General features: G+C 67.1%; 14 protein-coding genes. 4 read left to right on the plus strand and 10 right to left on the minus strand.

Annotated elements, in window-relative coordinates:
* Window positions 1–35: 35 nt before the first annotated feature.
* From nadC to nadA, 3 genes are read right to left on the minus strand one after another with little or no spacing between them, the layout of a single operon-like run.
* Window positions 36–884 carry a carboxylating nicotinate-nucleotide diphosphorylase gene (nadC, locus tag FGK63_RS16095; protein WP_138844116.1) on the minus strand — a complete coding sequence of 283 codons (849 nt, stop codon included), beginning with the start codon at window positions 882–884 and terminating at the stop codon, window positions 36–38.
* Window positions 881–2449 carry an L-aspartate oxidase gene (locus FGK63_RS16100; protein ID WP_138844119.1) on the minus strand — a complete coding sequence of 523 codons (1569 nt, stop codon included), beginning with the start codon at window positions 2447–2449 and terminating at the stop codon, window positions 881–883. The genes nadC and FGK63_RS16100 overlap by 4 nt, the downstream gene beginning before the upstream one ends.
* An 8-nt stretch (window positions 2450–2457) precedes the next feature.
* Window positions 2458–3510, minus strand: coding sequence for a quinolinate synthase NadA (gene nadA, locus FGK63_RS16105; RefSeq protein ID WP_138844121.1), 1053 nt, complete (start codon window positions 3508–3510; stop codon window positions 2458–2460).
* A gap of 414 nt (window positions 3511–3924) precedes the next feature.
* Here nadA and FGK63_RS16110 point away from each other — a divergent pair, with 414 nt between their 5' ends.
* Genes FGK63_RS16110 through FGK63_RS16120 form a run of 3 tightly spaced genes read left to right on the plus strand, consistent with a single transcriptional unit; the run spans window position 3925 to window position 5825 of the window.
* Window positions 3925–4683 (plus strand): energy-coupling factor ABC transporter ATP-binding protein, encoded by a 759-nt coding sequence (locus tag FGK63_RS16110; protein WP_138844124.1) that lies wholly within the window; start codon window positions 3925–3927, stop codon window positions 4681–4683.
* Window positions 4658–5266: a CbiQ family ECF transporter T component gene (locus FGK63_RS16115; protein ID WP_138844126.1), complete on the plus strand. Its 609-nt coding sequence runs from the start codon at window positions 4658–4660 to the stop codon at window positions 5264–5266. Before FGK63_RS16110 ends, FGK63_RS16115 begins: the two co-directional genes overlap by 26 nt.
* Before the next feature lie 13 nt (window positions 5267–5279).
* Window positions 5280–5825 carry a biotin transporter BioY gene (locus tag FGK63_RS16120; protein ID WP_138844128.1) on the plus strand — a complete coding sequence of 182 codons (546 nt, stop codon included), beginning with the start codon at window positions 5280–5282 and terminating at the stop codon, window positions 5823–5825.
* A gap of 51 nt (window positions 5826–5876) precedes the next feature.
* On the opposite strand, the gene FGK63_RS16125 is transcribed toward FGK63_RS16120, so the two are convergent.
* The 3 genes from FGK63_RS16125 to FGK63_RS16135 are packed head-to-tail and all read right to left on the minus strand — an operon-like array spanning window position 5877 to window position 8736.
* Window positions 5877–6443, minus strand: a complete 567-nt coding sequence (locus FGK63_RS16125) for a hypothetical protein (RefSeq protein ID WP_138844130.1) — start codon at window positions 6441–6443, stop codon at window positions 5877–5879.
* Entirely contained in the window at window positions 6440–7558 is a 1119-nt protein-coding gene (locus FGK63_RS16130; protein ID WP_138844133.1) for a thiolase family protein, read from the minus strand. The genes FGK63_RS16125 and FGK63_RS16130 overlap by 4 nt, the downstream gene beginning before the upstream one ends.
* A complete protein-coding gene (locus FGK63_RS16135) occupies window positions 7558–8736 on the minus strand; it encodes an AMP-binding protein (protein WP_218961148.1) in 1179 nt (392 codons plus the stop codon). The genes FGK63_RS16130 and FGK63_RS16135 overlap by 1 nt, the downstream gene beginning before the upstream one ends.
* A 284-nt stretch (window positions 8737–9020) precedes the next feature.
* Between FGK63_RS16135 and FGK63_RS16140 the strand changes: the two genes are divergently transcribed.
* Window positions 9021–9890, plus strand: a complete 870-nt coding sequence (locus FGK63_RS16140) for a fumarylacetoacetate hydrolase family protein (RefSeq protein ID WP_138844136.1) — start codon at window positions 9021–9023, stop codon at window positions 9888–9890.
* A 43-nt stretch (window positions 9891–9933) separates the two neighbouring features.
* On the opposite strand, the gene FGK63_RS16145 is transcribed toward FGK63_RS16140, so the two are convergent.
* From FGK63_RS16145 to pcaH, 4 genes are all read right to left on the minus strand, one after another.
* Window positions 9934–10545, minus strand: coding sequence for a glutathione S-transferase (locus FGK63_RS16145; protein WP_138844139.1), 612 nt, complete (start codon window positions 10543–10545; stop codon window positions 9934–9936).
* 92 nt (window positions 10546–10637) lie between these two features.
* Window positions 10638–11477 (minus strand): 3-oxoadipate:acetyl-CoA acetyltransferase, encoded by an 840-nt coding sequence (locus FGK63_RS16150; protein ID WP_138844141.1) that lies wholly within the window; start codon window positions 11475–11477, stop codon window positions 10638–10640.
* Between the two features lie 12 nt (window positions 11478–11489).
* Window positions 11490–12110, minus strand: coding sequence for a protocatechuate 3,4-dioxygenase subunit alpha (gene pcaG / locus FGK63_RS16155; RefSeq protein ID WP_138844143.1), 621 nt, complete (start codon window positions 12108–12110; stop codon window positions 11490–11492).
* Between the two features lie 62 nt (window positions 12111–12172).
* On the minus strand, window positions 12173–12901 hold the full coding sequence (gene pcaH / locus FGK63_RS16160) for a protocatechuate 3,4-dioxygenase subunit beta (protein ID WP_171052675.1): 729 nt from the start codon (window positions 12899–12901) through the stop codon (window positions 12173–12175).
* Between the last annotated feature and the right edge of the window lie 10 nt (window positions 12902–12911).

Here is a 12911-nt window from a genome sequence, read left to right on the forward strand (position 1 = left end):
CCGGTTCCCGGGGGCTTTTTCGTTGAAGGTCCGGATCAGAAATCCAGCCCCAGATCTAGGGTCCGGTAGGAATGGGTCAGCGCGCCGGACGAGATGTAGTCCACCCCGGTCGCGGCAATGGCGGCGACGGTGTCGCGGGTGACGTTGCCCGAAGCCTCGGCCACCAGGCGCCCGTCGATCATCGCCACGGCGTCGCGCAGCATATCGGGCGACATGTTGTCGAGCAGCACCGCGTCGGCGCCCCCGACCTCCAGCACTTCGGCCAACTGGTCCAGCCGGTCCACCTCGATCTCGACCTTCATCATATGCGACGCGGCGGCCTTGGTGGCCTCGAGAACCGCGCGCACGCTTCCGGCCGCGGCGATGTGGTTGTCCTTGATCAGGATCGCGTCCGACAGCGAATAGCGGTGGTTGAAGCCGCCACCATGCAGCACCGCCTGTTTCTCGACGATGCGCAGGCCCGGCGTCGTCTTGCGCGTGCAGGTGATGCGGGCCCTGGTGCCCCTGGTCTCGGCGACCAGCGTCGCGGTTTGCGTGGCGATACCGCTGAGCCGTCCGGCGAAATTGAGCGCCACGCGCTCGCCGCTCAGGATCGACGCGGCGTCGCCCCGGATCTCCATCAGCGTGTCGCCCCTGGCGCAGGGCTGGCCGTCGGAAACCCGGGCTACGATTTCAAGCGAGGGGTCCACCAGCCGGAAGGCAAGCGCCGCGACCTGCATTCCCGACACGATGGCGTCTTCGCGCGCATTCAGCCGGGCGGCATAGGTTGTGCCCGCCGGGATCACCGTGCGGGTGGTGATGTCGCCGTAGCTGCCCAGATCCTCCATCAGGGCTGCGCGCACCAGCGGTTCCAGGACCAGGTCGGGGAGGGCGGCGTGGTTCATACGGTGTCCTTTGCGACTTCGTCGCGCAGCGCCATGGCCTCGCCCAGCGTCAGGCGCGAGCGTTGGCCGGGGCCGGGCAGCGGTTCGGGATGATCGGATCGGTAATGCGCGCCCCGGCTTTCCTTGCGCCGCAGCGCCGCGGCGGCGATCAGCGTGGCGGTGGCGGTCATGTTCCGGAAACTGTCGTCGGGTGCATGTGCGGCCTCGAGCCTGGCGATAGCGGTCAGGGCCGCGCGCAACCCAGCTGCGTCGCGCACGACGCCGACCTTGTCGGTCATGACGTGGCGCAAATCGGTGATGGATCGCGGATCGGGGACGGCGCCGCCCGGTTCAAAGCTCAGCGGCACCTCGGGAACGGACTCGCGCAAGGGCAGGGCGTCGGCGATGTCGAGCGCGCAGGCGCGGGCAAAGACCAGCGCCTCGAGCAACCCGTTCGACGCCAGGCGGTTGGCCCCGTGCAGGCCGGTCGAGGCGGCCTCGCCGCAAGCCCAGAGGTTGTCCAGGGTGGTGCGCCCTTTCAGGTCTGTGGCGACGCCGCCCATGTGATAATGCGCCGCGGCCGCCACCGGGATGGGAGCCGACACCGGGTCGATACCGTTGCGGGCGCAGGCCTGCACCACGGCGGGAAAGAGGCTGCCGATCGCGCCTCCGATCGCGTCGCGCGTGTCCAGCGCGGGCCGGTTGCCGGCCTGGGTCTGGGCATAGATCGCGCGCGCCACCACGTCGCGGGGCGCCAGTTCGGCATCGGGATGCACGTCCTGCATGAACCGGTGGCCGTGACGGTCGATCAGGATCGCCCCTTCGCCCCTCAGCGCCTCGGTGGCGAGCGGCGCCGGATCCTCGCCCGCATCTATGGCGGTGGGGTGGAACTGCACGAATTCGGCATCGGCGATCACCGCTCCGGCGCGGGCGGCCATGCCGATCACCTGCCCGCGAATGCGCGGCGGGTTGGTGGTCAGCGCATAGAGCCCGCCCGATCCGCCGCCGGCCAGCAGATGCGCCGCGCCGCGGAGCAGTACGGGCTTCGACCCTGCATCCGAAGACGAGGTGAGGATGACGCCCGCCACCCGGTCGCCGTCGGTTTCCAGCCGGACCGCCTGTGCGCCTTCGAGCACCTGCACCGAGGGGGTCTCGCGCAGTTCCGCGATCAGCGCCCGCATGATCTCGGCCCCGGCCTGATCGCCCTTGACCCGGACCACGCGGGCGATGCTGTGGGCGGCCTCGCGCGACAGGACGTAATCGCCGCTGGCGGTCCGGTCGAAGCCGGTGCCCAGATCCGTCAGGTCGAGAATGTGGTCGCGCGCGGCGCGGGTGACGTAATCGGCGACCTCGCGCAGCACGGCGCCCGCGCCGGCGCGTTCGGTGTCTTCGGCATGGGCCTCGGGGCTGTCGGCGGGATTCATCGCGGCTGCGACGCCACCTTGCGCCCAAGCCGAACTTGCGCCGGTTCCCAGAGGGTCGGGCGAGATCATCACCACCGGACGCGGGGCCAGCTTGAGCGCCGCGTAGACGGCGGCCAGGCCGGCGCCAACGATGACCACCCGGTCGGTGGTGACACTGCGCATCGGCGTCTTCAGATCCCCAGCTTGCGGCTGAGGTCGATCATGCGCTGCACCGACAACCGCGCCTTTTCCGCGACGGCGGCGTCGACCTCGACCTGCCCGGTCATGGTGTCGAGCGCGAAGAGCACTTTTTCCAGCGTGATCTTCTTCATGTAGGGGCACATGTTGCAGGGGCCGACGAATTCCACCTGCGGCAGTTCATCCGCGATGTTCGAGGCCATCGAGCATTCGGTGATCAGCAGCGCCTTTTCCGGTTTCTCGTCGGTCACATACTTGATGATGCCGCTGGTCGAGCCCGAGAAATCGGCCTCGGCCACCACGTCGGGCGGGCATTCAGGATGCGCGATCAGCCGGGTTCCCGGGTTCCATTCGCGGAATTCGCGCAGGTCCCGGGCGGTGTACTGCTCGTGCACGATGCACGAGCCTTCCCACCAGACCACGTTCTTGTGCGGCACCTGCTTGGCCACGTTCTGCGCCAGATACTGGTCCGGCGTCATGATCACGGTGTCGCTGTCCATCGCCGCGACGATCTGGGCCGCGTTGGACGAGGTGCAGCAGATGTCCGAGGCGGCCTTCACCTCGGCCGTCGTGTTCACATAGGACACCACGGGCGCGCCGGGATAGCGGCGGCGCATCTCGGCGACGCCTTCGGCGGTGATCGATTCGGCCAGCGAACAGCCCGCCTCCATGTCCGGCATCAGCACGGTCTTGTCCGGGCTGAGGATCTTGGACGTTTCGGCCATGAAATGAACGCCGCATTGCACGATCACATCCGCTTCGACCTCGGTCGCCTTGATCGCAAGCTGCAGGCTGTCTCCGACGAAATCGGAGACGCCGTGAAAGATCTCGGGCGTCATGTAGTTGTGCCCCAGGATCACCGCGTTCCGCTCTTTCTTGAGCGCGTTGATCGCCTTGACGTAGGGCGCGTGGATCGCCCAGTCGGCGGGGGGAACGACCCGGCTCATGCGGCCATAGACATCGCTCATCTCGGCCGCCAGTTCGGGCGACGGGGCGAGATCGTATTTCTCGGAGAGGGTGGCGCGCAGCGCGGGTAGGTCGAACACGGTTTCTGTATTCTCTGCCTGTTAAATCGGGCTTGAGATAGTCCATTTGCCCGGGGAATTCCACCCTCTGATTCGGAACAATATTCCCGCTTTGCCGGACTATGTGAAATAATCCTCGGACAGCGGTCGGGCCGCCGGTCACGTCCGGCGCGCATTCGGGTTCCTGGCGTGCGGAGCGTTCTTTTTCCGCCGCGGAGAACTCCGCGTATGGCCCCGCGCCCGGAAGATTGGTAAATGAGCGCGCATGACAACCGGTTGCACATATTCCGGCGACGCTATTTGCTTGCGTGATGCGGCGCTTGAAGACCAGAAAGCCCGGCGCGGCGCGGGCATCGCCGCCGTCGTCTCTGTACGCGGCACCGGCGAATTGAATGCTCTGGCGACCGGAGAAGGAAACGGAGTGGAGTCCACCCGATGAACGCCCCCCTGGACATTTCGGCCCGCAGCCTGACCGCCACGCGCCTTCAGATGGCGGGTGTCTGCTATGGCAAGGGCGGGGTGGACATCCTGACCGATGTCACGCTGGACCTGACCGAGCGGCGGATCGGCATCGTGGGACGCAACGGTTCGGGCAAATCGACGCTGGTGCGCCTGCTCTGCGGATTGATCGCGCCGGACAGCGGCGAGGTCCGCGTCGGCGGGATCGACTGTTTCGCCGACCGGCGCGCGGCGCTGCGCACGGTGGGCATCCTGTTCCAGAATCCCGATCATCAGATCATCTTTCCTACGGTCGGGGAGGAGGTCGCCTTTGGCCTGCGCCAGATGGGCCACGCCAAGACCGAGGCGCGGAAAATGGCGCATGCGGCGCTGGAAGGCTTTGGCCGTACGGATTGGTACGACCGCCCGGTTCAGACCCTGTCGCAGGGACAACGGCATCTGGTCTGCCTGATATCGGTGCTGGCGATGCAGCCCAAGGTCATCGTTCTGGACGAACCGTTTTCGGGCCTCGACATCCCCACGACCCGCGCCCTGCGCCGCGTTCTCGACGATATCGACGCGACGCTGGTGCATGTGACTCATGACCCCGGCAGCCTTGCCGGTTATGATCACGTGATCTGGCTGTCGGAAGGCCGGATCGCGGACCAGGGCCGGGCCGAGCCCGTGCTGGCGCATTTTCTGGACCAGATGGACCGGGAGGGAGACAGAGATGCTTTCGCTGACCTCTCCGGTTAAGACGCGCTATCACCGGCTGCCCGCCGCGGCCAAGTTGCTGGCGCTGTCGCTGGCCACCTTCCTGCTGTTCGTGATCGAGACGCCGGTTTTCGTCGTTGCCGTGCTTCTGGCGACGGCGCTGCTCTACGCGGTTCCCGGCCGCGCCTTCTGGACCGAAGGGCTGCGTCTGCTGCGTCCGGTGGTGTTTTTCGTGGCGGTGGTTCTGGTCTGGCACATCGTCACGAACGATGTCGCGACCGGCATCATGATCTGTTTGCGCCTGGTCGCGGCGGTCGCGCTTGCCAATCTGGTTACGATGACCACGCGGCTCGAGGATATGCTGGACGTGGTGCGAAAGCTTTTTGCGCCCTTCCGACGGTTTGGCCTGTCGCCCGACGTTCTTGCCTTTTCGGTCGCGCTGGTGGTTCGCTTCGCGCCGGTATTGCTGGAAAAGGGCACGAGACTGGCCGAAGCCTGGCGCGCCCGAAGTGCGAGACGGGCGCGCTGGAACATCATTCTGCCCCTGACGCTGATCGTGCTGGACGACGCCGACCATGTCTCGGAAGCACTGCGCGCCAGGGGCGGGGTCGAGACCACTTACTAGGGAGAATACGGAAATGGAAAGAAACGTGGTGCTGATTGCACTGTTCGCCGCGCTGATCGCGGTGCTGGGGCTAATCCCCAAGATCAACCTGATCTCGGGCGTGCCGATCACCGCGCAGAGCCTGGGGGTGATGCTGTGCGGCACCGTTCTGGGCGCGCGGCGCGGCGCGCTGGCGGTGCTGCTGTTCCTGCTGCTTGTGGCGCTGGGCCTGCCGCTGCTGGCCGGCGGACGCGGGGGCCTGGGCCTGTTCGTCTCGCCGTCGGCGGGTTTCCTGATCGGCTTCCCGATCGCGGCCTTCGTGGCCGGGTTGGTGGTCGAGAAGCTCAAGGCCATTCCGCTGACCGCCTCGGCGATCCTGGGCGCGGTACTGGGCGGGATCGTCGCGCTTTACATCCCCGGCATCATCGGCATGGCGATCACGCTGGAGAAATCCTTGCCCGAGGCGGCGATGCTTGCCCTGCCGTTCCTGCCGGGCGATCTGATCAAGGCGGGGATCGCCGGGATGCTGACGGCGGCGCTGGCCAAGGCGCGTCCCGACGCGGTGCTGTCGCGCGCCTGACGATTTCGGACCATGTCCGGGGGCCGGCTGCCGAAAGGTGGCCGGCCTCGTTCATCCGGAACGCCGTTCCGGTTTCCCGAGCGGCCCGTTCCTTTCCAGCGTTCCCGGCGCGACGACCTCGCAGAGTATTCCGCGCAGCCGCAGCGCCCGGTTGCGAGGGTCGTTGATCCACTGGACTGAGTCCGCCCCGTAGCGGCTCCGCCATTTGACGCAGCCATCGTTGAACAGGTCCGACACCCGCAACTGCGCCGAACCGGCCTGCAGCAGGCTGCCTGCCGGCAGGTTTTCCTCGGACAGGTCCAGATCCGCGATGATCGTGTCGCCGGGATGGGGCATTTCCGGGTCGCGGCAACAGACCTGGCGGTAGACGCGCGCGCCGAGGATGCAGACCTGGATGCGCGGATCCGGATTGCCCTGCGCGTCGCGCAGCCAGGGCTTGTCGCGCCAGCGATCCCCGACCACGCCGCGTTCCGGGCAGAATTCAATCCGGTCGGCGAAGACGCGTTGCCGGAAATCGGGACGGTAGCAGATGATCTCGGCCGCCGAGCGGTCCTTTGGGGCCGCGGCGATCCAGGGCAACAAGGCGTCCAGGTCCGTCCGGCTTGCAAATTCGCTCATGCTTCGACCCTTTCCAGAACGAGCGCGGAGCCCAGTCCGCCTGCCGCGGCGATGGCGGCCAGTCCCCGGCCCCCGCTCGGTGCCAGGTCATGGAACAGCCGAACCGCCAGAACCGCGCCCGAAGCGCCTATAGGATGACCCCGGGCCAGCGCGCCGCCCTTGCGGTTCACGATCGCCGCCGGGATAGCAGCCTGTTCCACGCAGGCGAGGGCCTGCACTGCAAAAGCCTCCATGATTTCGGCGGCCGCCAGGTCATTCGGGGACATCGAAATGTTCTCCAGCGTTTCACGGATCGCCGCGACCGGAGCGATCCCGGGCAGGTCCGGCGGCCCGCCGCGCGACGCACCGCCGAGGATGCTCGCGCCGGAACAGGCCAGCCGCCTGCGGACCCGGTCGGACACCACCAGGCAGAAGGCCGCGCCATCCGCCGCGACTGCCGTATTGGCGCCCGTGATCGTGCCGCATATGACCGGCGCGCGCGCGCTGAGGCGCGGGCTGAGTGGCCGTGCGAACGGGTCGCTTCGATCCTGCGCCGGACCCAGGGGAACGATCTCGCCGGCCAGATCGTTTTGCGCCGCCAGCGCCTTTTCGTGGCTTCGCATGGCCCAAGCGTCCTGCCGGTCCCGGCCGATGCCCAACTGCCGCGACAGGGTCTCGGCGGCCTCTGCCATGCCCGGGTCGCGCTCGGGCCAGGGGGCAAAGGGCGGCTGGTCATAGGGCTGCGGACCGGATCCGTCGGCTAATGTGCGCATCCGGACGGGCCTGCGGGAGTAGCTTTCGGCGCCGCCCGCCAGTATCACCTCGGCCTGTCCGGACAGGATCATGGCGCGTGCCAGCATCAGGGCATCCAGCCCGCCGCAGCATTGCCGGTCGATGCTCAGCCCCCCGACACGCTCGGGCAGACCCGCCTGCAACGCCGCCAGCCGCGCCGGGTTGCCGCCGCCGCCCATGGCGTTGCTCAGGATGACCTCGTCCACCGCGTCAGAGCCGATGCCGGCATCGGCCAGACAGGCCAACAGGACAGGCGCGGCCAGTTCGTGCAACTCGAATCCTGCCAGCACGCCGTTGCGGGGCGCCACGATCGTCCGCCGGGCTGCGATGACATGGGCCTGCATCAGCCCATCTCTTCCAGCCGCAGTGCGAGGGCCTGCAGGTCAGTCTTGCCCGAGGGCAGGCAGGGCCAGTCGGCCACGCTGATCAGCTTGCGCGGGGTTTTCAGCGCGCCCAGTTTTCGGCGGCACTCGGCCTGCAGATGCGCAAGCCCGTCCTGATCCAGCGCGGCGGCGACAAAGGCGAACGGCACCGCGCCGCGCTTGGCATCCGGTTTGGGCAGGACCGCCGCCTCGGACACCAGCGGATGCGCGCGCAGCACGTCTTCGATTTCTTCGGGAAAGATGTTCTGGTCGGCAACCGTGAACATGCGGTTGGTGCGGCCCACGAGAAACAGGTTTCCCCGCGCATCGCGATGACCCAGATCCCCGACGGTGAGGAACCCGTCGCGCCAGCGCGTTTCCGAGGAATGCCCGGCGGCATAGCCGTCGAACAGGTAGGGGCTGCGCACCCAGATCTCGCCGACCTCGCCCGGCCCGCAGTCCGAGCCTTGCGGCGTCAGAACCCGGATCTCGACCCCCGGGTAGGCGCGCCCGATCGAGTCGGCGGGGCTTGTGTCGTCGGCCATGGTGACGAAGCTGGTCTCGGACGCGCCGTAGAACACGGTGATCCGCGCAGAGGGGAACAGTTCCGCAGCCCGTCGGCGCGTGTCGCTGTCCAGAAACCCGCCGCCGACGGCGAGCCTGCGCACCGAAGCCAGGGGGGCCCCGACCGCCGCTTCGCCCAACTGCCGCAGCTGGGTCGGTGTCGCGTATAGGATGGAAGGCGGCATGGCCTGCATCTGGACCCATTGGCGTCTGGGCGGCAGGCCCGAAAGGACATTCACCTTCGCCCCCTGGTGCAGTCCTTCGATGAGGCCATAAAGCGAAAGCGAATGCTGCAGGCTGCCGAGGACCGCATAGGCGTCGGCAGGGCCCAGCGACCACTGTTCGCCGTTGATGCGGAAACTCTCGATCCAGGATTGGTGGCTGCGCCGGATGCGCTTTGGCGCGGCGATCGTTCCGGAACTGGAGCACTGGAAAAACCCGGCCTCGCCGGGCGTGTCGCCGCCGGCGGGCGCAGCCGTGCCGACGCAGAACTCGTGCCCGCTTGCCAGACAATCCAGCAGGTGCGCGACCGCGTCCCCCACGGGGTCGGGTGCAATCGTGCGGACTTGACCGCACGAGGTCTTTTCGTCCGGCATCGCGCGACGCGGAACAAGGCTGCCGTGCAGCAGGAGTTCCGCTTGCGGGTGAACTTGAAACAAAACGCTGTCTTTCCCTGGTGCCGACATGCGGCGTCCGGACAATTCTAGATATGCGGGATGACATTGCCAAACCGGATTTTGCAGGCCCGGCGATCCGAGCGGGGTTCCCTGTCAATTCCGCGCGTCCATTTCCGAGGCCGTTCTGTACGCGGCGGAGAAGTCGCTCTAAAGTCCCGCCGAAACCGCCCGCCGGGCGAAACCATTCTGCGGAGGTCGAGGGAATGAAACTGCTGCGCTACGGGCCGGCCGGAGCCGAAAAACCGGGTCTTCTGGATGAGAACGGGCAGGTTCGGGACCTGTCGGATCATGTCGCCGACATCGCGGGCGACGCGCTGCTGCCGGACAGCCTTTCGCGCCTGCGGGCGCTGAGTCCGGCCGATCTGCCTTTGGTGGATGGCGCGCCGCAGCAGGGTCTGCGCCTTGGCCCCTGCGTGGGCCAGGTCGGCAAGTTCGTCTGCATCGGCCTGAATTACGCCGATCACGCCGCCGAAGCGGGTCTGGACATTCCGCCCGAGCCGGTGATCTTCGGCAAGTGGACCTCGTGCATATCCGGCCCCGACGATGACGTGGAGATTCCGCGTGGAGCGAAAAAGACCGACTGGGAGGTCGAGCTGGGCATCGTCATCGGCAAGGGCGGGCGGTACATCGACGAAGGTGCCGCGCTGGACCATGTCGCCGGTTTCTGCGTGGTGAACGATATCTCGGAACGCGATTTCCAGATGAACCGCGCCGGCACCTGGGACAAGGGAAAGGGCAGTGACACGTTCGGCCCGATCGGGCCGTGGCTGGTTACGCCGGACGAGGTGGGAGATTTCGAGTCCCTCGCCATCTGGCTTGAGGTGGACGGGCATCGCTATCAGGACGGGACGACCGCCACCCTTGTTTACAAGGTGCCGCACCTGATTTCCTACTGCAGCCAGTTCATGAGCCTGCAGCCCGGCGACATCATTTCGACCGGAACGCCTCCGGGCGTGGGCATGGGGCAGAAGCCGCCGGTCTATCTGAAGGGCGGCGAGGTGATGCGGCTGGGGATCGACAAGCTGGGCGTGCAGACCCAGAAGGTCAGGAAATGGGCGCCGGACGCCGGATGATGGCCGCCGGCGCCCGGTTGTCCGACTTGTAGGGGACCCGCCGTCAGGCCGGTTCGGTTTGTACAAGCGACGGGCGCGCCGAGACCGTCTTGTACCACGCGGCCAGGCGCGGGCGGCCCGCGCGCCAGTCGCCGACCGGCTGGCGGAAATCGATGTATCCCAGCGCGCAGACCAGACCGATGACGGCGGCATCGAAGCGGGCGTCCAGCGCGTCCGCCACATGCGCCTCGAACCAGTCGAGCGCGCGGGCGATCTTGTCGGCCTGCCCGTCCAGCCAGGCTTGCGACACGTGGGCCGCGTCGCGGAACCGTTTTTCGTAGACGCAGAGCAGCGCGGCCTCGATCACGCCTTCGGCCAGGCTTTCCAGCGTCAGCCGGTCAAAGGCTGAGTCGCCGCTTTCGTAGAGTGGCGCGGCATCCCCCAGCCCGTCGACGTAACGCAGGATCGCGCGGCTGTCGTAGATCACCCGCCCGTCGGCGCGCTGCAGGCAGGGGATCTTGCCCAGCGGGTTGCGGTCGGCAAGTTCGGCGTTGGTGTCCAGCGGCGACGTCGCGACTTCCACCAGGTCGAACTGGTCGGCAAGGCCCTTTTCGATGATGGCGATCCGCACCTTGCGGGCGAAGGGCGAGAGCGGCGAGTAGTAGAGGCGGTTCATGCGGCGTGCTCCGGGCTGGGCAGGTTGTTTCGCCGACACCTTGGCGGATAGGGTTGCCTCTGGCCAGAGTGTCTTTTGCCGGAGGGTGCCGTTCAGGTTGCCGGCTCGGGGCGCAGACCCAGTATCTCGCGCGCCTGCCGCCAGGTGGCCACGGGGCGCTCGTACTTCTCACACAGCTCGGCGGCGCGCCTGACGAGGGCCGCGTTCGAGGGGGCCAGCGTGTTCTTGTCGAGACGCATGTTGTCCTCGAGGCCGGTGCGCGTGTGCCCGCCCGCCGCGATGGCCCATTCGTTGACGGCGATCTGGTTGGGGCCGATTCCGGCGGCGCACCAGCCCGCCTGCGGCGCGCGGGTCTGCATGATGCGGACGTAGAAGTCGAACACCTCGCGGTCGGCGGGCATGGCGTTCTTCACCCCCATTACGAACTGCACGTAGAGCTTGCCATAAAGCACGCCCTGCTCGTGCAGGCGGATCGCCTGCAGGATGTGGCTGAGGTCGAACGCCTCGATCTCGGGGGTGACCTCGTGGGTGCGCATCTCGGCGGCCAGCCAGTCCACCAGGTCGGGCGGGTTCTCGTAGACGCGAGTGGGGAAGTTGTTCGATCCCACCGACAGCGAGGCCATGTCGGGGCGCAGGGGCAGCATTCCGCCGCGCTCCTTGCCTGCGCCCGAGCGCCCGCCGGTCGAAAGCTGGATGATCATGCCGGGGCAGTGCTTTTTCAGGCCCTCGACCAGGCGCGCGAATTTCTCGGGATCGCTGGTGGGGGTCTGGTCGTCGTTGCGCACGTGGCAATGGGCGATGGCGGCCCCGGCCTCGAACGCCTCATGGGTGCTTTCGATCTGTTCCGTGACCGTGATCGGCACTGCCGGGTTGTTCGCCTTGGTCGGTACCGACCCGGTGATGGCGACGCAGATGATGCAGGGATTGGTCATGTCGGCGTTCCCTCAGATGTCGAAGAAGACGGTCTCGTTCTCGCCCTGCAGGCGGATGTCGAAGCGGTAGACGGCCTGCCCGCCGCGCGCGCCGCGCCGGGCGATCAGCGTCTGGCGGCGGTTTTCCCATTCGATCAGGTTGATGACCGGATCGGCGGCGTTGGCCTGTTCCTCGTTGCTGAAATAGAGCCGGGTGTTGAGCCCGATATTGATGCCGCGCGCCACGATCCAGAGGTTGATGTGCGGCGCCATCATCGAGCCGGACCGGCCGGGAACCGGGCCGGGCTTGACGGTGTCGAAGCCCCATTCGCCGGTTTCGAAATCGGTGATCACCCGGCCCCAGCCGCGAAAGCCGTCCTCGACCTCGCCCGGATGTTCGGGATGGGCGTAGACGCCCTGCGCATTGGCCTGCCACGCCTCGATCAGCACGTCCTTGACCGGGCTGCCGGTGCCGTCGATCACGATGCCCTCGACGCGGATGCGCTCGCCCTTGGCGTTGGGGCCGGCGATGTCCCAGCCCAGTTCCTGGCGGTAGATGTCGAAGCCCGCGGCGCCGGGGGCCAGCCCGATATGGACGTAGGGGCCGGCGGTCTGGGACGGGGTTTCCTTGAGATAGTTCAGTTCCTGCGGCATGGCCTTCTCCTTTGTCGCGTTTCCGAACCGGCAAACCGGTTCCCGCTTTGACTGGAAACGCTTCAGTTCCCCTCCAGTCGGTTTTCGAACAGCGTCGAGCGGCGGCCGCGCAGCACGATGTCGAACTTGTAGGCGATGGCGTCGAGCGGGATCGTTGCGTTCAGGTCCAGCGGCGCGATCAGGCGTTCGACGGCCTTTGGATCGGGGATCGTGTTCACGATCGGGCATCTGGCGATCAGCGGGTCGCCCTCGAAATAGCATTGGGTGATCAGGCGCTGCGCGAAGGCGGTGCCGAAGATCGACATGTGGATATGTGCGGGCCGCCAGTTGTTGACCCAGTTGCGCCACGGGTATGCGCCGGGCTTGACGGTGCGGAAATGGTAATAGCCGTTCTCGTCGGTCAGAACCCGGCCGCAGCCGCCGAAGTTGGGGTCGATCGGCGCGAGATAGGTGTCCTTCTTGTGGCGGTAGCGGCCGCCGGCATTGGCCTGCCAGATCTCGACCAGCGTGTTCGGCAGCGGCCGGCCGTTTTCGTCCAGCACCCGGCCGTGCAGGATGATCCGCTCGCCGATCGGGCTTTCGCCGGGCTTGGCGTAGTTCGACAGAAGGTCGTTGTCGATCGGGTCCACGTCATTGTGCCCGAAGACCGGCCCGGTGATCTCGCTCATCGAGTTCTGCAGGCTGATCAGCGCGTTTCGCGGGGACCGCGCCACCGAGGTCTTGTAGTCCGGGCTGTAGGCAGGCGGCTGCCATTCGCGGTCTCGCTGGTAGAATTCGCCGGGTTTCAGCATGTCGGCTTTC

The sequence above is a fragment of the Ruegeria sediminis genome, assembly GCF_005938215.1.
In the GTDB taxonomy this organism is placed as follows: domain Bacteria; phylum Pseudomonadota; class Alphaproteobacteria; order Rhodobacterales; family Rhodobacteraceae; genus Ruegeria; species Ruegeria sediminis.